The organism is Lysinibacillus sp. FSL K6-1151, from assembly GCF_038630755.1.
Taxonomy (GTDB): Bacteria; Bacillota; Bacilli; order Bacillales_A; family Planococcaceae; genus Lysinibacillus; species Lysinibacillus fusiformis_D.
Genome location: NZ_CP152040.1, coordinates 181,404 through 205,664, shown reverse-complemented (window position 1 = coordinate 205,664; position 24,261 = coordinate 181,404). Strand labels below are relative to the sequence as shown.

At 38.5% G+C, this 24,261-nt stretch carries 21 protein-coding genes; 9 read left to right on the top strand and 12 right to left on the bottom strand.

Going from position 1 to position 24,261, the window contains the following annotated elements:
• The first annotated feature begins 34 nt into the window (after positions 1-34).
• The 4 genes from MHI04_RS01010 to MHI04_RS00995 are packed head-to-tail and all read left to right on the top strand — an operon-like array spanning position 35 to position 3,838.
• Positions 35-1,060 (top strand): methionine ABC transporter ATP-binding protein, encoded by a 1,026-nt coding sequence (locus MHI04_RS01010; RefSeq protein WP_058845260.1) that lies wholly within the window; start codon positions 35-37, stop codon positions 1,058-1,060.
• Positions 1,050-1,712 carry a methionine ABC transporter permease gene (locus MHI04_RS01005; RefSeq protein WP_036124987.1) on the top strand — a complete coding sequence of 221 codons (663 nt, stop codon included), beginning with the start codon at positions 1,050-1,052 and terminating at the stop codon, positions 1,710-1,712. Before MHI04_RS01010 ends, MHI04_RS01005 begins: the two co-directional genes overlap by 11 nt.
• 47 nt (positions 1,713-1,759) lie before the next feature.
• Positions 1,760-2,620, top strand: coding sequence for a MetQ/NlpA family ABC transporter substrate-binding protein (locus tag MHI04_RS01000; protein WP_058845259.1), 861 nt, complete (start codon positions 1,760-1,762; stop codon positions 2,618-2,620).
• Between the two features lie 12 nt (positions 2,621-2,632).
• A complete protein-coding gene (locus MHI04_RS00995; protein ID WP_036124984.1) occupies positions 2,633-3,838 on the top strand; it encodes a M20 family metallopeptidase in 1,206 nt (401 codons plus the stop codon).
• Between the two features lie 82 nt (positions 3,839-3,920).
• Here MHI04_RS00995 and MHI04_RS00990 read toward each other — a convergent pair whose 3' ends face one another.
• The 4 genes from MHI04_RS00990 to MHI04_RS00975 all read right to left on the bottom strand — a co-directional run bounded on the left by MHI04_RS00990 (position 3,921) and on the right by MHI04_RS00975 (position 8,402).
• On the bottom strand, positions 3,921-5,366 hold the full coding sequence (locus MHI04_RS00990; RefSeq protein ID WP_342535275.1) for a hypothetical protein: 1,446 nt from the start codon (positions 5,364-5,366) through the stop codon (positions 3,921-3,923).
• 229 nt (positions 5,367-5,595) lie between these two features.
• Positions 5,596-6,150: an HPP family protein gene (locus tag MHI04_RS00985; RefSeq protein WP_036124979.1), complete on the bottom strand. Its 555-nt coding sequence runs from the start codon at positions 6,148-6,150 to the stop codon at positions 5,596-5,598.
• Between the two features lie 195 nt (positions 6,151-6,345).
• On the bottom strand, positions 6,346-7,704 hold the full coding sequence (locus MHI04_RS00980) for an acetamidase/formamidase family protein (protein ID WP_058845258.1): 1,359 nt from the start codon (positions 7,702-7,704) through the stop codon (positions 6,346-6,348).
• Positions 7,705-7,787: 83 nt separating this feature from the next.
• Positions 7,788-8,402, bottom strand: a complete 615-nt coding sequence (locus MHI04_RS00975) for a PH domain-containing protein (protein WP_342535273.1) — start codon at positions 8,400-8,402, stop codon at positions 7,788-7,790.
• Positions 8,403-8,585: 183 nt separating this feature from the next.
• Between MHI04_RS00975 and MHI04_RS00970 the strand changes: the two genes are divergently transcribed.
• Both MHI04_RS00970 and MHI04_RS00965 read left to right on the top strand, forming a co-directional pair.
• Entirely contained in the window at positions 8,586-9,308 is a 723-nt protein-coding gene (locus tag MHI04_RS00970) for a response regulator transcription factor (protein ID WP_141905268.1), read from the top strand.
• Positions 9,305-10,690: a HAMP domain-containing sensor histidine kinase gene (locus tag MHI04_RS00965; RefSeq protein ID WP_342535272.1), complete on the top strand. Its 1,386-nt coding sequence runs from the start codon at positions 9,305-9,307 to the stop codon at positions 10,688-10,690. The genes MHI04_RS00970 and MHI04_RS00965 overlap by 4 nt, the downstream gene beginning before the upstream one ends.
• A gap of 689 nt (positions 10,691-11,379) precedes the next feature.
• On the opposite strand, the gene MHI04_RS00960 is transcribed toward MHI04_RS00965, so the two are convergent.
• From MHI04_RS00960 to MHI04_RS00930, 7 genes are all read right to left on the bottom strand, one after another.
• Positions 11,380-11,739: a YxeA family protein gene (locus tag MHI04_RS00960; protein WP_271912076.1), complete on the bottom strand. Its 360-nt coding sequence runs from the start codon at positions 11,737-11,739 to the stop codon at positions 11,380-11,382.
• Positions 11,740-11,741: 2 nt separating this feature from the next.
• Positions 11,742-13,610 carry an ABC transporter permease gene (locus MHI04_RS00955; RefSeq protein ID WP_342535270.1) on the bottom strand — a complete coding sequence of 623 codons (1,869 nt, stop codon included), beginning with the start codon at positions 13,608-13,610 and terminating at the stop codon, positions 11,742-11,744.
• A complete protein-coding gene (locus MHI04_RS00950; protein ID WP_036125791.1) occupies positions 13,597-14,364 on the bottom strand; it encodes an ABC transporter ATP-binding protein in 768 nt (255 codons plus the stop codon). Before MHI04_RS00950 ends, MHI04_RS00955 begins: the two co-directional genes overlap by 14 nt.
• A 211-nt stretch (positions 14,365-14,575) precedes the next feature.
• On the bottom strand, positions 14,576-15,052 hold the full coding sequence (locus MHI04_RS00945; protein WP_089933982.1) for a glutathione peroxidase: 477 nt from the start codon (positions 15,050-15,052) through the stop codon (positions 14,576-14,578).
• A gap of 14 nt (positions 15,053-15,066) precedes the next feature.
• On the bottom strand, positions 15,067-16,401 hold the full coding sequence (locus MHI04_RS00940) for an FAD-dependent oxidoreductase (RefSeq protein WP_089933979.1): 1,335 nt from the start codon (positions 16,399-16,401) through the stop codon (positions 15,067-15,069).
• A gap of 13 nt (positions 16,402-16,414) precedes the next feature.
• On the bottom strand, positions 16,415-17,560 hold the full coding sequence (locus MHI04_RS00935) for a VanZ family protein (RefSeq protein ID WP_342535268.1): 1,146 nt from the start codon (positions 17,558-17,560) through the stop codon (positions 16,415-16,417).
• Between the two features lie 225 nt (positions 17,561-17,785).
• On the bottom strand, positions 17,786-18,073 hold the full coding sequence (locus MHI04_RS00930; RefSeq protein WP_058843749.1) for a DUF6509 family protein: 288 nt from the start codon (positions 18,071-18,073) through the stop codon (positions 17,786-17,788).
• Between the two features lie 157 nt (positions 18,074-18,230).
• On the opposite strand from MHI04_RS00930, the gene MHI04_RS00925 reads away from it, so the two are divergent.
• Positions 18,231-19,409, top strand: coding sequence for a DHHA1 domain-containing protein (locus tag MHI04_RS00925; RefSeq protein WP_342535267.1), 1,179 nt, complete (start codon positions 18,231-18,233; stop codon positions 19,407-19,409).
• 46 nt (positions 19,410-19,455) lie between these two features.
• Here MHI04_RS00925 and MHI04_RS00920 read toward each other — a convergent pair whose 3' ends face one another.
• Entirely contained in the window at positions 19,456-21,453 is a 1,998-nt protein-coding gene (locus tag MHI04_RS00920) for a methyl-accepting chemotaxis protein (protein ID WP_342535266.1), read from the bottom strand.
• A 328-nt stretch (positions 21,454-21,781) separates the two neighbouring features.
• Here MHI04_RS00920 and MHI04_RS00915 point away from each other — a divergent pair, with 328 nt between their 5' ends.
• Together MHI04_RS00915 and MHI04_RS00910 are read left to right on the top strand one after the other, a co-directional pair.
• Positions 21,782-22,528: a gluconate 2-dehydrogenase subunit 3 family protein gene (locus tag MHI04_RS00915; RefSeq protein WP_058843752.1), complete on the top strand. Its 747-nt coding sequence runs from the start codon at positions 21,782-21,784 to the stop codon at positions 22,526-22,528.
• Between the two features lie 13 nt (positions 22,529-22,541).
• Positions 22,542-24,254 carry a GMC family oxidoreductase gene (locus MHI04_RS00910; protein ID WP_036125775.1) on the top strand — a complete coding sequence of 571 codons (1,713 nt, stop codon included), beginning with the start codon at positions 22,542-22,544 and terminating at the stop codon, positions 24,252-24,254.
• Positions 24,255-24,261 lie beyond the last annotated feature (7 nt).

Sequence of the window (24,261 nt, the reverse complement as noted above, 5' to 3'; positions counted from 1 at the left end):
TTCTTTATTTTTAAATAGGGAGTTGAGCAAGTAAATGATTGAATTTCAGAATGTAGCGAAAACCTTTAAATTTGGTGATCGTGAAGTGAATGCAGTGAAAGATGTATCTCTTTCAATTCAGCAAGGAGAGATTTTTGGAATTATTGGATTTAGTGGTGCAGGAAAGAGCACATTATTGCGGCTTGTGAATCTATTAGAAAGTCCAACCCACGGCACTGTTCAAGTACAAGGTGTTGATATTAATTCGCTCACACCAAAAGAGGTAAGAAAGCTGAGAAGAAGAATCGGCATGATTTTTCAAAATTTCAACTTATTCTCCTCAAGAACGGTAGCTGGAAATGTAGCCTATCCACTTAAGCTGGCGGGAGTGCCTAAAAAAGAAATTAATGAAAGAGTTGCAGAACTTCTTAGTTTTGTTGGTCTTACAGAAAAAGCGAACGATTACCCTGAGCAATTATCTGGAGGCCAAAAACAGCGGGTTGGCATTGCGAGGGCGCTTGCTACCTCCCCTGATATATTAATTTGTGATGAAGCAACCTCAGCGCTCGATCCAGATACAACTGGGGAAATTCTCCGCCTTCTCAAAAAAGTAAACAAGGATTTAGGAATCACTATTTTGCTAATCACACATGAGATGAATGTCATCCAACAAATATGTGACAGAGTAGCAGTCATGGAAAATGGAGCAGTAATTGAATCTAATTCAGTTTTTGATATATTTACAAATCCACAGCATTTAACGACTCAACGGTTTATTCAATCGGTTCAGCAAGATCGACCATCTGCATCTCTATTAGAGGAATGGAGAAAAAAAGGCGGCAAAAATTTATACCGTGTTATTTTTAAAGGTGATATTGCTAGCGATCCTATCCTTTCTCGCGTAACAAGAAAATTTGATGTGGACGTTAATATCGTCTATGGCTCTGTCCGAGAAATTCAGGAGAAGTTCTATGGGAACTTGCTCGTCTCATTTGAGGGACATAGCGATAAAATACCTAGTGTTCTTACTGAATTACAAGACATTGTAACTGTTGAGGAGGTAAAATTCAATGAAGGTTGATTGGACGACTTTTTGGCCCCGTATTTTTGAATCTACGGGTGAAACGATTTTAATGGTTATTATAACCCTTATCTTCGGTTCTATTCTTGGTATAACAATAGGTTTACTACTATATGTGACACGAAAAGGAAATATTTTAGAGAACAAATTCGTGTTTCAATTGTTAAATTTTTTAATTAATATTATTCGCCCAGTTCCATTTATTATTTTTCTAGTGGCCATTAGCCCATTAACAAGAATGGTTGTTGGAACAACGATTGGTACGTGGGCAGCAATCTTTCCAATGACGATTGCCTCATCATTTGGTATTGCGAGAGTAGTAGAGAATAACTTAGTTAGCATTGACCCTGGGGTAATTGAAGCCGCAAAGGCAATGGGAGCAAGTCCTCTACAAATTATTTTTACTGTATTAATTCCAGAGGCACTTGGACCGTTAATTTTAGGCTTAACGTTTGTGACAGTCGGTTTAATAGATTTCTCTGCAATGGCTGGTACAGTTGGCGGAGGCGGTTTAGGTCATATTGCAATGACATATGGTTATCAACGCTTTGATGGAAGTGTCATGCTTGTGACCGTTATTATTCTTATTATTCTTGTACAAATTGCGCAGTGGATTGGGAATAAGCTATCAAGAAAAATTATGCGACGGTAAGAAGGACATTTTTCATTTGAATAAAACAACGAAAGAGGAGATTAATAATGAAAAAGTGGTTTAGTATTTTATTAGTTTTAACAGCCGTATTAGCATTGGCTGCCTGTGGGTCTGATTCAGCTACAGATAATGCTAAAAAAGAAGAAAAAGTAAAGATTGGTGTAACTGGAACAGATGGTGAAGTATGGCCGATTTTAAAAGAGAAAGCTAAAAAGGAAGGGATTGAAATTGAGCTTGTTGAGTTCTCTGACTATACATTGCCGAATCAGGCATTAGCAAATAAAGAAATTGATATTAATTCCTTTCAGCATATCGCGTTTCTAACACAATTTACTAAAGAAAATAATGTCGATTTAGTTCCAATCGGTGCTACTGTTATTGCTCCAATGGGAATATATTCAGAGAAAGTGAAGGATGTTAACGAAATTAAAAAAGGTGACAAAATTGCTATCCCTGATGACCCTTCCAACCAGGCTCGTGCATTAAGATTATTAGAATCAGCTGGCTTAATTAAATTGGCAGATGATTTTGGTCTCTTCGGTGACCCAAGTAAAATCGTCGACAACCCGAAAGATTTAGACATTTTACCGATTGTAGCTCAACAAACACCACGTGTATTACCAGATGTAGTTGCATCCGTTATTAATAATGGAGTTGCTGGACAAGCTGGGTTTGATCCCGTAAAGGACCCCATTTATCTTGAAGATGCCAACGATCCAAACGCCTTACCTTATGTGAACATTTTTGCTGCACGAGCAGATGATCAAGATAATAAAACATATCAGAGAATTGTCGAGCTGTATCATGAGGAAGACGTAATGAAGGCAGTCGAGGCAGAAACAAATGGAGGATCTATTGTTGTTGATTTATCAAAAGATGAGTTAATAAAACAAAGCAAAGGACTATAGGGGGAGATAAATATGAGCAAAACTTTATCGGGAATTGAACTAATCCAGGAATCCATTGAAACAAATCAAGCATTGTATATTGAAACTAGCCAGGCAATCCATGCCAATCCAGAAATAGGGAATCAGGAGTTTTTCGCAAGTCAAAAGCATGTAGAAATCTTGACGAATGCAGGATTTAAAGTAGACACAGCCGTTGCTGGACATGAAACCTCCTTTTATGCAGTGAAAGACAGTGGAAAACCTGGTTCAACAATTGCCTTTCTTGCTGAATATGACGCTCTTCCAGGTTTAGGGCATGCCTGTGGTCATAATATTATCGGAACAACGAGTGTCGCAGCCGGAATTGCTCTTTCTAAAACATTAGATGAAACCGGTGGAAGTGTCGTCGTCTTAGGAACACCTGCTGAAGAGGGTGGTCCAAACGGCAGTGCAAAGGGAAGCTTTGTAGCACATGGCTATTTAAAGGAAGTAGATGTCGCTTTAATGATTCATCCAGCAGGAAAAACATCTCTAACAAGCGAAACACTTGCCGTTGATCCACTTGATTTTCATTTTTACGGGAAAGCCGCACATGCATCAGGGGCTCCTGAGGAAGGAATTAATGCATTAGATGCAGTGATCCAGCTTTTTGTTGGGATTAATGCTCTACGCCAGCAGCTTCCTACAGATGTTCGAATTCATGGAATTATTACACATGGTGGGGATGCACCAAACATTATTCCTGAATATGCAGCAGCAAGATTCTTCATTCGTGCGGATTCATGGAAAAAAACAGAGGAGGTATCAGTAAAGGTACGTGCAATTGCTGAAGGTGCTGCACTAGCAACCGGGGCAACGGTAAAAATTGAACGATTCCAAAATGAAGTAAAGGATTTTGTGCTAAATCCTGTACTAGATAATATTTTACAAGAGGAGTTAGAGGCTTTAGGAGAAAAGGTTTGGACAATTCGAGGACAAGGCAAAGGTTCAACAGATGCTGGGAATATTAGCTACGAGGTTCCAACAGCACATCCATATATAAAAATTGGCCCAGACGATCTAATTGGGCATACAAATGAATTTAGAGAAGCTGCTAAATCCCCTGAAGGTGATGCAGCTTTAATAAAAGGAGCAAAAGCACTTGCTTCAGCTGGCTATCGCTTATTAAAAGATAGTGATCTTTTAAGTGAAATAAAAGCTTCTTTTGAGACAGCGAAGGCACAGAAAGAAAACTTCTAAAACTCATTCTAACATTATTTGCATATGGAACAGGGCTGTACCAGAAAGTTGCCGAAGATCAACTTTTTGGACAGCCCTACTTTTATACATATGCACTTATAAATACTCGTAGCTTTTCAAAATGATCGTCAATCAATAAATACTTTTTGTAGATTTCCATTAATTTCTCAAAAAGCTCATAGTGCTCTGTTACAAATAAAATCTTTAAAATATTTAATAGATGGAGAGAGGCACTTTGAGCTACAAAATAATAAGGAGCCTCTGATTGGCGATAATGTTGACGCCATTCTTCCACAGATAACCCAATATGCTGTAATGAATTATTAACGTGTAATGCAATATCCTGCTGAACATATGCCTCAATTGCAATCAATTGTTCATTGCTACAACTCCCCTCCACTAATGCTGCATGTATTTTTTTATTGGATGCTAGTACATGCTCTTTTAAAAGGACTAACCCCTCTTGATAACGTCCCATTCTTACGTAATGATCCAGCAATATAGCATACAAATTCTCTAAAAAATTTAGTTCATAGTTTTTAATAATTGCAGGAGGAGTCGGCTTACGATTTGGTAGTAACTCTTTATATTCAAGCATTATCTCGATTGCATAATTATTAAGTCGCTCATCCTCTAATAAATATTCCCCATATTGAATAACTAATTCATTATCCTTCTCCTGATGTGCTATATGAAATAGTAGATAGGCTATTAACACTTTTTCCTTCTCCGTTAATGCATACATTGAATAGCGCCAATCCGCCTCAAAGGACGTAATAAGTGCCTTCACACAGTTATTATCTCCCTCAGCCAATCGGTAGTGTACAACAATTTGATAAAGACGTAACTGTTTTTTTGCCAAACAGCTAGCATTGTGCTTATCCACATGAGTTATACACTTATCCAGTATCGTTTTATAGTTATTCACAAAGTTATCCACATGTTCACAATTTTCTTTCATAGATTGCTCAAAATGTCCCATTATTTCATAAAGAAATGTGAATTGCTCTAAGGGTCTGTGGATAAGCAGTGAATAAACCTTTTTTGTAAAAAGCCAATGCCAAAAAGATGCATGCTCTTTATACATCATATGCACTAAATATTCATCTTGAAATTTATATAAAATAATTGTTTGTAGTTCATTAACTGGCATTGCTATTTGCATTCGTTTCCCAAAAACTAGCCAAATTAGTCGTTCTAAGTCTATTGTGTGTTGCGCAAAGAGTTGCTCAAAAAAAGTTTCTTTTCCTTTTTGTGTATAAAAAAAAGCATTGAGCCGTTCATTCACAAATTTTGCATCTAAGCCATATTTGTCAAAATACATTTGCATTTCTGTTGATACACGACCCCAATATTTACGAGCTGTGGAAAAGGCAATATTCTTAGCCGTTTCTTCATTTACTAAAAATAGCTTTGATGAAAGCGAAGTACCAAGTATTTTTGGATCTTCCTGCAGATTTGACTCTGCCTCCAGCCATGTTGCTAGTAAATTTTCAGCACCCTTTTCACTTTTTTGTTTATAAGCCATGAATAATTGCTCATCACAGTCCAACAGCATAAAATTGGAGCCTCCCATCAAATTCGACCAACAAAGATCTTCCCCTATCATTCAAATACATGTTTTTAACACTCTTTCTTCAATATAACAAATCTTAAGTAAAATATGCTAAAAAATTAGTGATATGCCTAGCTAAAATGTTCTCAAACAAAAAAGAACCACCTATCAAGTGAATACACTTCATAGATGGAAATCTCCATCACCAAAATAGTGGATATTTTCTTTTTTCACGTAAATTATTTATCAACAATCCGAAAAATACAATAATGACAGCTCCAATTAACACAGGTGTTACTAAATAACTCCAACCATAGCCTCCTAAAATAATAATTATAGGATTGGCACCTGCCGGCGGATGGATAATGCCCAGGAAGGCCATAAAAAATATTGTTAGCCCTACGCCTAAACTAATAGACAGCATACTCGAGCCTAATAGTGCATACATAGCCAAACCAATAAAGGCGGAAATGAAATGGCCGCCAATAATATTTCGAGGCTGAGATAACGGTGCATTCCAGACGACAAATACAAGTACACAGCTACCACCAAGTGAAGCCATTAGCCAAGGTGCCTCTGTAAAATTTGTTAGCCATAGCAAAACAAAAATACATATTAAGCCGCCTATTGCTCCCGTGATGGCATCAGCAAAATTTGTTCGAGAGGGGGCATGTCCCCCTCCTCTCATTTTTAATATAAAAGGTTTTATACTATTCTTTTTCTCTATTTTATTTTCCACACCAAAAAACTCTGTCATTCGACACCAACTTTTCTATGCTACGTTCTATTTAAATTCGGTTAGGCTAATCATTTTTAAACTTTACCTATTATATCAACACAACATTAGAATTCAATCTAAACTTCATATTTCAGACAAATTCTTACTTTGCCACCCCATAACCCATACAAAAAAGCAAACCTTTAACAGTTTGCTTTAGAATGAATTCACCTATTAATCATATTGCTTTTTCACTGTCTTATAAATTCGTACCTTTTTCAATATCGTTTTAGGTACTTGGAAGGTTGCTGTGACAACTCCTGGATGACGTCCAATTTCAATGGAACCTGTTATCGTCGCTCTATTTAATACTTCTGGCTCGCTCATCTCAAATAACTTTGCGGCTCTCTGGACTGCATTATCCGTAGCCTCATTTAGCGTTTTTCCAGAACCAATCATAGATACAGGGAATGCTTCCTCTACCTGTTTCACACCGAACTCCTCTGCTAGCTCTCGTGCACGGCGCTTTTCTTCCTTCGTAAAGGGCTTTGCTGTATAAGGTAAATCTTCTTCGTTTGGTAATAACACTGGGCCTTCCAATGCTACTTTTTTCAAGACACTAACTTGTAGCTGTACAATACCAGCTACATCTGTTGTATGCCCTGCAACCTCCCCATCTCCCTGCATAGCATGCATATCCCCAATATAGACACCGCCACCTGGAACCTTTACAGGACAAATAATCGTTGCCCCTTCGCGTACTCTACTTATATCCATATGACCATCGGTACGATGTAAATCCAATTCATCTTGTGTAAAGGCATATTCATGCGGTGCTCCAATTAAGAACGAACCAAAATCACCAGCATTATGAGAATCCGGCATTGCTTTTGAAGGGGTTGTACCAAGCTGTCCTAAAAAAGGTCGCATTCTCGCCATTATACCTACTAGGTCGCTTGGTGCTAATGCAACAACTGGATTTTGTACAGAATTTTCAGGTGTTCTCATGTAATTTTTAGCATCAAGGGCGATACGGCGAGCCCCCTCTCTTCCAACAGTGACACCTATTTGGCCTTTTTGATCAAGGGCCATTGTATAGCCGTTTATCATTTTAAATGGTGCCGTTTCTGTATCACAGGTTGAACAGCGAATCGCTTGTGGACCTATCCCTTTGACAATTGTGCTTGGATGTAACTTGCCACAACCTGGGCATTTGACAGAAACGAACGGGTCGCCAATGAATCGATCTATAATCGCCTCATCGTAACCTGACGAGGTTGCCAGAGATGTGACCTGAATAGATTTAATTTTTATGACGATGGCGTCACCCACCTCAGCGCCTTCTACAAAAACAGGCTTTGTTACTTCGTGTCCCCCACGAATAGTAGGTGTAAGCATTGGTCCCCAGCATCCAGGTGCTGTATTGGCAATGATCGTTCCACCGTCTTTAATGGGCCCTAACATCTTCTGTGAAGGATCTAAAATACCATCAATGAACTCATTTACGAACAATGTCTCAGCGGCTTGCGGTTGCTGTATAAAGTCATCATTTTCTAATCCTTCCTTTTCAAGCACATGCAATTCGTTTGTCATTTTTCGTCACACTCCTGGTTCTAATTTTTATGTAAGTGTTATATGTTAAAAACGCTCTCCACATTTGCAGAGAGCTATTTTTATCAATTGTTTATGTATAAATCAAAAATATGTGAGAAATCTTCTTTTTTGTACTTATCTTTATGATCGATCATCCAAGTACTCGCAAAGCGTGTGATTTCCTCGAATGACGTAGATGGGGAAATGTTATCATTGCCCATCCGTCCAAGTGATGAAGAAGCAATGTTTAAGCTTTTTTCTGCTACCTCTAGCTTATAGGCATTGTGTTTTTGCTCATAGCTAATAGCATGTAGTGCTTTATAGAGGTCTTTAATATCGTCAATAAAGCGTTTATGGATGTCGATGGATAGTGGAGAATTACCAATTGTAAACTTAATTTCGACATCAAGGTCAATTGTTCCTGCTGTTTCTAGAAAAACATCTGTAATGGCATACATAGAATAGTCATAGCGTCGCAATAATCTTTTTTTACTCATGGCACTCTCGCCATCTACATGAATCATGGCACGATTCGTAAAGCAGTACTCATCTGCCTTCGTTTTAATTAAAAAATATATTTTTTCGTCAATTTCATGTAAGATAAAATCATCTGCATCTGTTTTATCATAATCCACTTGTGGCACAACTACTCCAATATCTGAAAGTCCAAGTGCATCTGCTGCTATTTTTTTGAACACCGTCATTCCTCCTAAATCGTCATACTCCTTTTACGCTTTAGAAACTGTAAAAGTTTCATAATACATTCCCCTACTGTATACAAATTTTCATATAATCAATACTTCATTTCCTCTTTCATGTATATTTCATTTATAATGATTGTCAGAAAAGGATTCTTCCAAATCGAAAGGTCGTGTGAATAAGTGCAAGAACCAACTATATTAGTAGTGGATGATGAGGCTGATTTAGCTAATCTGTTAAAAGTAAGCTTACAAAAAGAGGGCTACAAACAAATTTATACGGCTGGCTCCATTCATGATGCTTGGACAAGCTTTCAACTAACAAAACCAGATATTGTACTGCTAGATGTCATGCTTCCAGATGGTGAGGGCTACGATTTATGTAGACGTATCCGTGAAGTCTCACATGTGCCTGTACTTTTCATGTCTGCTAAAAACGAGGAAATTGATAAAATTTTAGGGCTAGCCATTGGTGGAGACGATTACATTACAAAGCCTTTTAGCCCTAAAGAGGTTGCCTATCGTGTAAAGGCCCAATTACGAAGAGCTGGCTACCAAATTCAAGATACTGCTCCGAGCCTTACCAAGAAAGCACTACAGCTTGGACCATTCCAGCTGAATACCGATGAAACTGAAGTTCATAAAGATGGCGTTTTATTGGAGTTAACGGCAAAGGAAATTGGTTTAATGGCGTGCTTTATGCACAATCCTAATCGAATTTTAAGTAAAGAAACGCTGTTTGAACGTGTCTGGGGAGAGGATTTTTTCGGTTCAGATAATACAGTCATGGTGCATATCCGTCGTTTGCGTGAAAAAATCGAGCAGGATGCCTCAAAACCTCTGTATATCACCACTGTTAAAGGACTTGGTTATAAATTCGTCGTACCAAAAGAGGCACAAGAATGAAGTGGAGATTAACAGCGCGTTTCCTCCTTTCTGTACTTTCTATTGTCATCATCGTTATTTTTGTCAATACTGCCATTCTAGTAGGTCTGCTCACTTATCGGTTAGCTACTGATTCTGATGGTGCTTCTGCAACTAAAGAAGAAAACTTTGTACGCGAATTCCAAAAATATATCGAAATTAAAAATGGGGTTCCCTCAATAAGTGCAGATGGGCTTGAACATTTGCATCTGCGAAATGCTTGGATTCAATTACTTGATGTAAATGGTCAAGTTATTGACGCCCATTTTGTACCAGAAAAAGCACTCTCGCACTATACACCCATCGACTTAATTCAGGTATATAAATATAAAGAATTTGATTCTAATACTACGGTTTATATTGGCAATAAGGATGATTTTAGTTATTTAATTGGCATTCAAGGTAGTGGTGTTACAAGATATGTTATGCATTTTTCTGGCACATCAATCTTACAGTTTATCGGGAAATTCGGCTTGTTCATCGTTATTGCGGACTTGTTAGTAGCAACATTGGTAGGCTGGCTTTTTGGGCGCACATTAACGAAGCCTCTTTATGCGATGATTGAACGAATTCACCATTTAAAAGATCATAAGCATTCGTCCGACAAAGCGCCTGGAGGAGTTTACAAGCCTGTTTTTGAAAATCTAAATGAAGTATCACTAGAACTAGCTGCCCATGAACAAGAGAGAAAGAGACTAGAAGTTATGCGTGAGGAATGGATTAGTAATGTTTCACACGATATGAAAACACCACTTGCCTCTATTCGTGGCTATGCAGAGCTATTGAATGATGAAAAATTGCCACTTAGTGAGCAAACTGAGTACGCAAAAATTATAGAAAAACAATCATTGCATATGCAAGATCTATTAGATGATTTAAATTTAACGATGCGTTTAAGACATCAACAGCTTCCTCTCACATTAAAAAAAGTGAATATGGTGCCATTTATTCGTGAAATTGTAATCGATACATTGAATACACCACAATATGAGCTTGCTAATCTTGAGTTTGAGACAGCCACCGAGGACAGTCTGCATCAAATTGACGAGCACTTTATGCGCAGAGCTATTATGAACTTTTTACACAATGCCATCCTCCATAATACTCCTGATGTTTCCGTACTTGTATCAGTTGATGAAGATTCTATTACGATTTCCGATAATGGTAGAGGCATCGCAGCAGAGGATCTGGAACATATTTTTGAACGCTATTACCGAGGTACAAATACGGAAAAAACAACTGGCACTGGTTTAGGTACAGCTATTGCTAGAGATATTATCGAGGCCCATGGAGGAACCGTAAGTATCAGCTCTGAAGAAGGGAAAGGTACAAGCGTTAACATTTATTTAAAAAGGAATACCTAATAAACGAAAACCCAAAATTTAACTAGCAGCATTCTTTGAAAAACGATAAATTTCAAACATACTTTTGGCACTGGCGCTTCGTAACTCTTCACTTTCGTGCAGAAAAGGGGTGTCTCAAATAACTTTTGAGACACCCCTCAGAGTGTTGAAAAACAAAACTATCCATAGCATTTTTGTGAAAGGTGAAAATGGATTTCCGCTGCAGGCTACTTGCTTTCCTGTGGGCGAGCGCCGAGCCGCTTCCTCCGCTACCGCTCCGTTTAGAGGCTCGCCTGTCTCGCTATCCCACGGGAGTCAAGTAGCCTTCCACTCCAACCCACAAAAGTGTTACCTTTTTAGCAAAGTTTTCAAATAAAGTGAAGGTGCTCACTACTTTTTATGAAGAGGTGTTGTCACGCATCACTTCTCCATATTGAAAATAAGAGTTTATCCCCTCTAAGAATACAGATAATGGGCTATTTGATCGCTATACTACTATGAAAAAAGTAAAGACACTTTGCAGAATGGTTGATTGGAGTGGAGCCAGCGTCACTCCTAGGGGATTTAGCGTCACAGATGAGACCCTGGAGCGAGCGTAAGTGAATGAAGAGCGGCTCATCGGACGCCCCCTAGAAAGGGCGCTGGCGGAACGGAAATCAACCTCTCACCTTGCTAAAGGTTCTTTTTCTGCTATTGACATCACCTTTTTGCTATTTCACTTGATCTTGCACTTTTGCAGGTAACTCGTGGAATTTTACTTCATCAAATGAAGAGACTTCCGTTTCCTTTTTCACGTAAAGCTTTAAATAAGCATCCTGGCGTAAATTTTTGTGTGCTGAAAACTTTAATGTTTTTTCTTCGCCATTTTTATTGTAAGCAGGTAGCTCGTACCAGTACATTTTAAAGATTTCACCGCTATCAACCTTATACTCCTCTACTTCTCCCTCAGCTGTAATATGGACATAGTATGTGTCTTTATTTAACCGATTAAAGTCTACAGTCATCAATACAACCAATCCTGCCACGAATAAGATGAACAATGCACCTATTCCGAAAAATACTTTTTTCATATTTAATTCCCCTGTCTCACTATTTTATAGAACGAACGCACGGTAAAGATATAATAAATAAAGTAAATAGCTGAATATGCAACAATCCACAACATAACTGGCTTTGTAATATTCATACCAAATAGCTGTGAAAATGCTAGTAACGCAAAAGCACTATGCACAATGCCGACGATAAGTGGAGCACTAAAGATCACAGCCACCTGTCCTGCAACTGTCTTTAAAATTTGCTTACTATTCACACCAATTTTATTTAATATAGCGTATTTCGCCTGATCTTCCTCAGCTTCCGTTAAAATTTTGAAATAGATAATACTGCCTGTTGCCGCTAGGAAAACGAGACCTAAGAAGCTTCCCACAAACAATAGTGCACCAACTGTTGCTAAACCATCCTCATAGCTTTGTGGAACACTAGAGAAAGTTTCTTGTTGTTCAGTAGGTAATTGTTTATAAATATCTTGTGAAACGTTCTGTTGTTTCAAATCATTGTCCAATCCAACAACCTGCATGATGAGCTCTTCGGCATTTGTAGTCGCAAATTCCTGATCATTCACAACGAGTACTGTTCCCGCTGCTATAAAGTTTAGCACGCTTTCCTTGTACATTTTCTCTACATGGAAGGAATCTCCGTTTTGTAGCTTAAAGTCCTCACCCGTAAAATCATGTGAAAATCGTTCATCATAGGCTGCATCAAGTAAAACTGTAGAGCCATCTGCAATGTGCAGTTCTTCATCCTTACCTTGTAATTTCGCTAAACGATTATAATCAGATTCCTTCAATAATGTATATTCGAAAAACGAGAATTCATTATCAACACGTAAATTTTTCACAGCCACTGCTTCATTATATAAGACATCTTCTTGAGAAAATTCTACCGTCTCGCCTTTCCACATAAATGTATTTGGCAGCATCTGACGCACACTTGCTTCTGCATTGTAATACATGCCGAAGACACCGCCACCTGCTGTAATCGTTGTTGCACTTAAAATTGCAATGATCGACAGCGATTTAGCATTAGCTCGAATACGATATAATAACTGAGAAACACCGATTAAATTTAAGCCTTTCCATGACCATGATGTGGCTTTTTTTAATGCTATTAACACAAAAACACTCACACTATGGAATAAAAGATATGTTCCTGCAATCGTTACACCTATGACCATTAATGGCGTACCTAACATAGTGAAGAATTTCCATATTTCACTCGTAAACATATCAGAGGCAGCTGTATAATATCCAAATGCAATTAGCGCAGTACCGAGTAAAGCAGCTACTAAAGAGGCACGTGGAATTTGCTCACCCTGTTTGTCAGCGTGAAATAAATCAATTAGCTTAAATTGATAAATAACACGATAGCCTTGCAATGATGTGAATAAAAACAGTAGTGTAAATATGCCAGTCGTATTAATTAATGCCTCCATCGAAAATGTCAGACTACCAACCACTTCATAGCCCATTAAGCGTACTAAGATCATTAATAGCCCTTGTGACATAAAGAACCCTAGAATGATACCAAGTATTAGAGAAACAAGTCCTATAACTAAATTCTCAAAAAAGAGCATTAAGCCAATTTTTTGCTTACGCACACCTAGCAATGAATAGAGGGCTACTTCCTTTTTCCGCTTCTTCATAAAAAATGAATTGGAATAGGCCATAAAGATGACAATAAAGAATAATAGCACTACTGACGATGCACTCATCAATCCCTTTATTTGTTGTGATGATTGTTTTAAGGCCGAAAGATCATCATTATATTTGAGCGTCACAAATGTAAAGTAAATAACGATACTAAATACCATCGAGGCAATATATAAAAAGTAATTCGACAAATTGCGTTGAATATTTTTGCGCGCTAAACTAAATAACGTCATTTACTCCACCCCCGATGCTAGACAGCACCTGCAAGATCTCTTGGAAAAATTGCTTCCTTGTTAGAGTCCCACGTTGAATTTCCTTAGAAAGCTGTCCATCTTGAATAAATAGTATCCGCTGGCAGAAGCTAGCTGCAAAAGCATCATGGGTAACCATCATAATCGTTGCGGCTTGAGATTGGTTTAGATCGCTTAAGCTTTCTAGTAAATCTGTTGCAGATTTTGAATCAAGTGCACCTGTAGGCTCATCCGCAAAGATTAGCTTTGGCTCTGTCACTAATGCTCGTGACGACGCAGTACGCTGCTTTTGTCCTCCTGAAATTTGATAAGGATATTTATCAAGCAAGTCACTTATACCAAATAATGCAGCAATCCGCTCAACCCTTGCGTTGATAGCCTTTGTTGGCATCTTCGCAATAGCTAGTGGTAAAACAATATTTTCTCGCACTGTCAAAGAATCGAGTAAATTATAATCTTGAAAAATAAATCCTAAATTATCGCGACGAAAATCCGCTAATTCGGCATCCTTCATACGTGCTAAATTAGTATTCCCAATAATTATTTCACCAGTCGTTGGCGTATCAATCGTTGCTAATACATTTAAAAGGGTAGATTTCCCGGCCCCAGAAGGACCCATTACACCAACAAACTCTCCTTTTTCTACTTCAAATGATATATTCGATAGCGCTGTAAAAGTATTTGCGCCTTTGCCGTAAGTTTTTCCAACGTTTTGTACCTTTAATAATGGCGTCATATACGCTCACCTCTTCTTTCTGACTTTAGTATACGACCTCAAACTTACAACAAATTTGTCGCAAGCTTACAGCAACCTTAAATCAATCGCTAGTTATCGATTAATTCCTACGTTTTATCGAAGCCATTCCCTTTTGTATACCCCAACTTTTAAAATTGATTGACATAAAAAAAGATTCATACACAAATAACTGTGCATGAACCATTTTAATCTATTGTCCTAAAACCTTTTGAATATCGTCCTCAAAGCTACTTGGCTTATCTGCTGAGGCGTAGCGCCCTACAACCTCACCATCGCGATTTACAAGGAATTTTGTAAAATTCCACTTCACGCTACTGCCTAAAAATCCTTTGGAGTGAGAAGTTAGATAATCGAAAATAGGATGTGCTTCTTTTCCGTTTACCTTAACTATCTCATGCATCGGGAAAGTCACTCCATATGTCAGACGACACTGTGATGCAGCTTCTTCAGCAGTCGCTAGCTCTTGTTTAAATTGATTTGAAGGGAAACCAAGTACCACAAGACCTGCTTCCTGATATTTTTCATAAAGACCTTCTAATTCTTCAAATTGCGGTGTAAAGCCACATTTGGAGGCTGTATTAACAATTAGCAAAGGCTTTCCCTTATAACGTTCGAGGCTATAGACAGTACCATCTTCTAAAGTTACGTTAATATCATAAATGCTCATCTCTCTACCTCCTATTATAAACGTCCATTCATTCGTGCCACCTGCTGTAATGGGTCCCAAACACCATTGAATGGTGGTGCATAGGCTAAATCTAAATCTAGCAAATCAGGTAATGTCATTTTACTATACAATGCCGTAGCAAATACATCGATACGCTTATCAACTCCTGCTGGACCTACGATTTGTGCACCTAATAGCAGCTGGTCCCGCTTGCGAACAACCACCTTAATATACATACGTTGTGCACCTGGATAATAGCCAGCAATATGACGTGCAGATAGTTTAAATGCCTCATAGTCAAAGCCAAGCTCTTTCGCCTTACGCTCATTGATGCCTGTCGTAGCAATGGTTAAATTGAAAAACTTTAAGATAGAAGTTCCCACGATTCCTCTAAACGGCGCAAACTTGCCTGACATATTAAGGCCTGCTAAACGACCTTGCTTATTAGCAGTCGTTCCTAAAGGTACGTAATCTAAACGCTCCTTCACAATATTAAAATGGGTTGCACAATCTCCTGCTGCATAAATATTTTCAATAGAAGTCTCTAAATGGCGATTCACAATAATTGCTCCATTTTTCGCAAGTGCTATTCCAGTATTCTTTAAAAACTGCGTATTTGGTTGAATACCTGAAGCGACAATCACTAAATCTGTTTCTAAAACACTGTTATCTGTGACGACACGCTCGACCCGTTTACTCCCTTCAAATGCTTCCACACTTGTATTTAATAATAGCTCCACATCGTTCTTTTTTGCTTCCTCATGAACATGTTGGGCAAGCTCTTCATCTAAAATTCGTGCTACATGGCTTCCTCGTTGAACTAGCCTTACTTTTTTCCCGCAGGCGTGTAGCGTTTCAGCCATTTCTAATCCAATATAGCCACCACCTATGATGGTTACCTGTTCAATATCTGGCGTTAAATCAGCCAGTAAATCCTCCAACTGAGGAATCGTTTTTACCGTGTGGATACCTTCTAATTCAATCCCCTCTTGCACAGGTACTACTGGACTAGCTCCCGTAGCAATAAGAAGCTTATCATAGGGAATCTCAAATGCTTCACCACTCGCCTGTGTCCCCGTAATAAATTTCTTCTCTATATCTACATTTTCTACCTCATAGCCAACTCTTGCATCAATGCCATACTTATCTCTAAAAGTCTCGACATCTCGTGCAATTAAACGTTTGGTTGATGAAATACGTCCATCTACAACATAAGGCAATCCACATTGCCCATATGAATAAATAAAACCACGTTCTAAAGTAGTTATTTCTGCCCCTGGCACATTACGATAGATTTCCATTGCTGCAGACATACCTGCAGCATCTCCCCCAATGATGACGTATTTCATTCTACAAGCCCCCTTATTTTTTCCTTGTTGCCATTAAATCTGCATATTGATCGATATACAAACGTCGTTTTCCTCCACTTACGATGACACGTATTATATGGATGGCTATAATCATTGTAAGTGCAAAACCTGCTGTTGCGGCTAGTAGAGAAATGACAATTTGCAGAACATAAAATGGTGAATCCATATTTAATTGAATACTACCAAACGTTGAAATGGCTTCGAATAGACTAGCCGTAGCGACAATAGCGATACAGCGACGCCACGATTGCTTTACAATACTTTTGCCATTCTTGTTGGCCATTGTAAAACGCATAATCTTCATACCTAGCGTTGCACCATTCATCATACTTGGGATCACGCCAAAGAGGATCATGTACAAGACCATGTTCACCAAGAACTCGAATGTACCACTATACCCTGTCAGACCGCCAACCATAATCCATATCATTTGTGCGATACATAAATCAATGACGAGTGCCAGCAAAATAGAGATGGGCTTAACAATATCCATTTTTTCCATTTCAGCAGCTTTTGCCTCAACCTCTTCATGCGAAGGGAATAGTGCCCATATGATTGGTGCTAAAAAGAATCCTAGTAACGCGCCTACACTGTTCAGTAATAAATCGTCCACATCAAAGATGCGGTAGGCACAATTAAAGATGCCGTAAATACCTGTTCTTTGTGTGACCTCATAAAACAATGTTAGCAAAAAGCTAATTAAAAATGCACGTTTCCAGTACCTTCTTTCTTTAAGAAAATATCGCAAGTAAACGCCAAACGGCATCAGTAGCAAGAAATTAAAGAACGCTTGAAAAAATGCCTGCTGTTTCGTTATAGCAAGCCATGTAGAGGGATTTGTTACTACAACCCCGCTGTCCTTTAAAATATCCTCAACAAATTGAAAAAGTCGCAAATTAGTATGAACAGTGTCTGCGGATTGGAGTGAGCATGTATCTCTTGTAGATGGAAATGGCAGTAATACTAAACATAGTGCGGATAAAAAATAAAAAATAAATGAGAACATAATAATGGTTTTGGACATAGATAAATATCCATATTTACGATACGTATAAATAAGCCATGGAATAAAAAGTATAAATGATAAAATAATCGTTATAAAAAACGCTATTAAAATGGAATCTGTGTAAGTTGACATATAAGCACCTCTCTCTTTAAAATGCCCGTTTTTATGAACACTAAAACTAAGTTTAGTTCTCCAATACAACATATTTATTTCAGTAAGCTTACATAATCCTTAATTCAATCAAATATGGCTGATACTTACGAGGAGTAGTTAATCTAAAGAAATCATGTCCTGTGGCAGCTACTACAACAAAATAAAAAACAGGTAAAGAATATACTCTCTACCTGCTCCCATTTATTATAATTTAGCAATTTCTTCTTTACAGAATGTCAGAATTTCCTCTAGTTCATCATCCTCTAAAGCAAAATCTAAGTATTCACCTTCAGCCTTTTCCAGAATGAAGTAATTTAAAATAAATGGCGATTCGCCCTTTTCACCGATGAGGACACGAATTTCAATGCCAGCTTCGTGATATAATTCGTCCTCTTCATCAATTTCTACATCCAAAATAAATTCATAGCGCTTACCCTCAATAATATTTGTAGGGTCTAAAATTTCTTCCATTGTGAATTGTGTAATTTCCATTGTTCTAGCTCCTTTTTCTTTAGCTGTTCCTTTTTATATTAAATCAATTTCAGCATGGGTCAACTAGAAAAGCCGTATACACGTGTAAGTAATTATGCCAGAATAAAATGGAATTGTTTTAGAATTAAGAATCCCTACATAAAAAGGAGGCTTTTTCATGAAAGAGCTATTATATTATCAAGACGTTATGTTACACGAGTTTAATGCTAATTTTGTAAGCAAAGGAATGGATGAAGCTGGTCGTCATTATGTTGTCCTATCCAATACCGCATTCTATCCAACTGGTGGCGGACAGCCTCACGATACAGGCACTTTGAATAATGTAGATGTCATAGATGTTGAAAAAGTGGATGATGAAATTCGTCACTATATTCAAGGAGATCCATCAACTTTAGACGGTGTAGTACGTGGCAAAATCAATTGGTCAAGACGATTCGATCATATGCAGCAGCATGCTGGACAGCATATTTTAACAGCGGCATTTATAGAGCTTTTTAATGCACAGACTGTAAGCTTTCACCTAGGTAGTGAGCAGGTCACAATTGATATTGCTGTAGATACGCTGACTGAACAGCAGCTTGCAGCGGCGGAAGCAAGAGCCAATGACATCATTTTAGAAAATCGTCCAATTCAAACAACATGGATTACAGAAAATGAGCTTGTTAACTATAATCTTCGGAAAGAAGTTGCTGTGACGGGGGACATTCGACTGGTCATTATCCCTGATTTTGATTATAACGGCTGTGGTGGCACTCATCCAACATCCACAGGGCAGGTCAGTGCTATTAAAATACTAAGCACTGAAAAAATGAAAGGCAATGTGCGCGTTTCTTTTGTCTGTGGACAACGTGTTTTAGCCGAGCTTGCCATGCGGAAAAAAGTATTAGCAGATGTTGCTCGACAATTAAGTGTTCCAGAGATTGAGGCTGCTACAGCACTTACAAAAGTTCTATCTGTCCAAAAAACTACGGAGAAAGCACTTGCTACTGCGAAAGAGGAGTTACTAACTTACGAAGCAAAGGCACTGGTGGCTAATAGTGAAGGTGTAGTAACGGCTGCTTTTCATCAACGAACAATGCAGGAGCTACAAAAAATCGCTCGTCTGATTGTCTCTGACCAGTCAGATGCTATGACCTTACTAGTTTCTGAAAATGAAGGCAAACTACAATTTGTTGCAGCAAAAGGTAAAAATGTTACCAAAAGCATGAAAGATATTGCCGCGAAGGCATTACCTCTTATTAATGGTAAGGGCGGCGGAAGTGACCAAATGGTCCAAGGCGGTGGCGATTGTATGATTTCCAAAGAAGAACTACTGCTAGCTATGGAAAAAGCTTAATTCTACTATGAAAAAGGAGCCGTCATTATGAGACAGCTCCTCCTTTTTAATACTTAAATTTTTGAATGGCTCCATATAACCGTTTCGCCATTTCTGATAGTTTTTCAGTTTGACCGTTCATGGTTTCTACTGTATTCAACTGTTCTGTTGTTGCATCTGTTACCTCATGCACATAATCACTTGCTGCATGTGCGGTTGCTGCCATTTCTTCCATAGATGCTGAAACTTCCTCTGTATTTGCAGACATTTGTTCAGCTGAAGCGTTCATTTCTTCAATTTGACCTGCTATCTCACCTACCGCTCGAACCATTTCCTCAAAACGTTCACCAACCGCCTCAATAGAAGCTAATCCGCGTTCAACATGAACTTCGCCCGATTCTGCCGCCTTTACTACCTCTAATGTGTAGGATTGAACGCTTTCAATTAATACATTAATTTTGGTAGCTGACTCTGCCGTCTGCTCCGAAAGCTTGCGAACTTCATCCGCTACAATAGCAAATCCTTTACCTGCCTCTCCTGCACGAGCTGCTTCGATGGAGGCATTCAATGCTAATAAATTTGTTTGATCAGAAATATCTGTAATCATTTTAGAAATTAAACTAATTTCCTCTGACTCTCTTTCTAGCTTGTGAATAATTGTTAGCTCAGCCGTCGTCCCCTCCTGAATTTCATTCATACGGCGCATAGATTGCTGGACAGCTTCATTGCTCTCACTAATTTTCTGGGAAATAAAATCTGTATTGCAGGCAATAGCTGAGGCTACTTCGGCAACATTTTGTATACCCATAGCCATTTGTTCCATTGCAGAGGCACTTTCTTCTGCCATCACGGTTTGACTCTGTGCCCCCCTGTCTACTTCACTGATTGCACTAGCTATTTGCTTAGAATGCTTTGTCACAGCAGTGACATCTCCCATTAAATCACACGAGGCTTCATTCACTGCAGTTGCTTCCTGACTCACTTTCGCTACCATTTCTCGCATATTATCAATCATGCGATCTAATGCACGCGCCATTGTCCCCATCTCATCAATACGCTTTAAATACTTCTCAGGGATCTCCTGTGTAAAGTCACCTTCTGATAAGCCTTCACTAATACGAAGCACATGACGAAGTGGTCTACTGACCGAACGTGAAATAGCAAATGAGATGAATAGTCCTAGTATCGAAACAATGATGGTCGTGACAATAAAGTTCGTCTTAAGCTTAGAAAGTCCTGAGAACATCTCATTTTCTAATGCAATAACCCCCATTTTCCAACCATTATCAAGGGTATGGTAGCCCATTAAGTTCGTACCAGCATCCTCTGTTTCGAACGAAAAATAGCCACTTTCATTGGTAATCATTTCTTTTGCAGCTAATGCCCTGCCCGTCATAACACCTGTTTCTTCCGCTTCTTCGATTGGATTATTTTGCTCCTTCACATAGGAATGATTATTATGTCCAATAATCGTTCCTTGAGCATCCAGCATAAATGCATAGCCACTGTCTCCAACCTTAATGTCCTCGACAATATTAGATAAATAATAACCATCAATACGAGCCAATAATAGTGCTTTTTCACCTGTAGCTGTAGTAATTGGTGAAACAATTAAAATAACCGGCTCGCCGGTTACACGGCTAATCGTTATTTCAGACATGACAGACTTGCCAGTAAAACCTTCTTTTACATAATCACGATCGCCTAATTCAGCAGTTGTATCATCTAGATAATGGGCTACCCCATCAGCTTTTATAATGCCAAAACCTAAGTAGTTCTTATTATTAGCAAGGCGTTTTGACAAATATTGTTTTTGTTTTTCAAAGTCCATACTACGAACTGCCTCTTGCTCTGCGATTGCTTCTACCTCTACCAGTGTTAGTTGGAAGTGTTCTTCTATGTATTGTGAAACATCCTCTGCTCTAGATACTAAATTGGATTCCACTTGCTCATTCATTGCATTCGTACTATTGATCCAAGTAGATAGTCCAAGTGTGCCGCAAGTTACAAAAACAAGAGCAATAATTGCAATAATTAATTTACCACCAATACCTTTTATCCACATATCCCTTTTTCTCACTTCTTCCGTTTTTAGCTATATTATTCGAATATTTATGCATAACTTCAGAGTAAAGTCACAAAAAGTAGAAGTCAACAAAAGTTTTCCAATATGATTAATAAATGTATAATAATACCATTTTCACTATCTATATAGTGCTAACAATTTTCTACAAATTTTTTAATTCATAGATATAGTTTGCTATAGAAAGACAGAATACTCGCTACATTGGATGAAATTAAAACATTTTCCAATAAAAATTGATTATAATTCACAATTTTTGCTGATTATTAACAATAGGATCGGTTTAAAACATTTTGAGGGGAGGATTTCTATGAGTTCAGACAAAAACAATGTTTCTCGTCGAGACTTTTTGAAAACAACAGGTATTGCTGCTGGTACATTAGTCGGTGGTGGATTAATAGGAGGGCTAGTAGGCTACAACATCCAAGGTAAAGGGACTTCCACTCTGGAGCATGGTGGGCATGAAACGAATGAGGCTACTGGTTCGCCTAAGGCTAAGATGTTTTTTAGAAATGAAAAAGATTTTAGTATCTTATCAAAGGCTACAGAGCGTATCTTCCCAGAAGATGATTTAGGGCCCGGCGCTATAGGCTTAGATGTTCCCTATTTTATCGATCATCAACTGGCAGGAAATTATGGGAGTAACTCTAAAGAATATATGCAAGCTCCATTTGACGTAGGTGCCCCTACACAAGGCTATCAAAGTCGTTTAACACGAGCAGAAATTTTCAGGCAGGGCATTCAAAAATTAGAGGACGAAGCTCAAAAGCGTTATCAAAAGAGCTTTAATGATTTAGAAGGTAAACAGATGGATGAAATTTTAACAGCCTTTCAAAAGGGTGACATAGAAATGGTTGGGGTGACATCCGCATTCTTCTTTACACTGCTGCGTGCGGCTACATTAGAGGGTGCCTATTCTGACCCTATGTATGGCGGAAATCGTAATATGGATGGCTGGCGCATGAAAGGCTTCCCTGGCCACCAAATGGCTTATATTACACAAATAGAAGATGCGAAATTCCAAAAAATTGAGCCTAATCCATTAGGCAATCATTAAGGGGGGTTAGAAAATGGCTAAAACATTACCTAGTGTAGACGTTGTAACAGTTGGCGTAGGTTGGACAGGCGGTATCGTTGCTGCTGAATGTGCAAAAGCCGGCTTAAAGGTGGTCGGTTTAGAGCGTGGTCAAAAGCGCGGTACCGAAGATTATTTAAATGTTCACGATGAATACCGTTATGCCATTCGATATGATTTGATGCAAAATCTATCTAAAGAAACGGTAAGCTTTCGAAATGATCGCAATATGAAGGCATTGCCAATGCGACAGCTTGGCTCCTTCCTACTTGGAGAGGGTCTTGGAGGATCAGGAACGCACTGGAATGGTATGACCTATCGATTTTTACCCTATGATTTTCAAATAAAAACATTAACAGATAAACGTTATGGACCAAACAAGCTTGGACCAGATTATCTAATACAGGATTGGGGTTTAACATACGATCAACTGGAGCCCTATTTCGATAAATTTGAAAAAACAGCAGGTATTTCAGGTGATGATAAAAATCCATTTAGCGGCAAGCGTTCAAATCCCTATCCTACACCACCTATGAAAAAAACACCTATGCTTACGCAATTTGAGAAAGCGGCACAAAGCTTAAAGCTTACACCTTATATGGTGCCATCTGCCAACGTATCCGAGGTTTATAAAAATCCTGATGGTGAAACGATCAATGCTTGTCAATATTGTGGTTTCTGTGAACGATTTGGCTGTGAATATGGCGCAAAATCTTCTGCAGAAATTACAGTCGTCCCTACCGCTTTAAAGACAGGAAACTTTGATTTACGCTTTAATTCCAATGTTGTCGAAATTTTAAAGCAGGGCAATAAGGCTACTGGTGTAAGATATATCGATACTGTGTCGGGAGAAGAATTTATTCAGCCTGCTAATGCGGTTGTATTGACTAGCTATGTCTTTAATAATGCCAAGCTGTTAATGGTCTCAGACATCGGTGAACGATATGATCCTACTACTGGTAAAGGCACACTTGGCAGAAACTATTGCTATCAAATCTTACCTGGTGCTGCGGGGTTCTTCGATGAACAATACAATACATTTATGGGCGCAGGTTCATTAGGCATGTGTATAGACGACTTCAATGGGGATAATTTTGACCATAGTGATTTAGATTTTATTCACGGAGGAAACATTGCTCTTACACAGACAGGTACTCGACCAATTGGTTCCAATCCAACACCACCAGATACGCCTACTTGGGGACCTGAATTTAAAAAGCAGTCTATTTATTACTATACACGCTCATTCGGTATTGGTGCGCAAGGAGCATCTATGCCACATAAGCAAAACTATTTATCACTGGACCCTACCTATAAAGATGCTTATGGCTTGCCATTAATACAATTAACGTACAATTTTACTGAGCAGGATCGTGCACTTCATAAATATATTTCCGCAAGAGCAGCTGACATTATGAAAGAGATGGGTGCAAAAACAATTGTTCCTAACGCTGAAATTACCGACTACAATATCGTACCTTACCAAACAACGCATAACACAGGTGGGACAGTCATGAGTTCAACGCCAGAGCAAGGTGTCGTGAATAATTACCTACAGCATTGGGATGTTGATAATCTGTTCGCGGTAAGTGCAGGCAACTTTGCACACAATAGCGGCTACAATCCAACAGGTACATTAGGAGCACTTGCTTATCGCTGTGCAGAGGGAGTTATTAAATATAGTCAATCAGGCGGTTCTTTAGTGTAAAAAACTT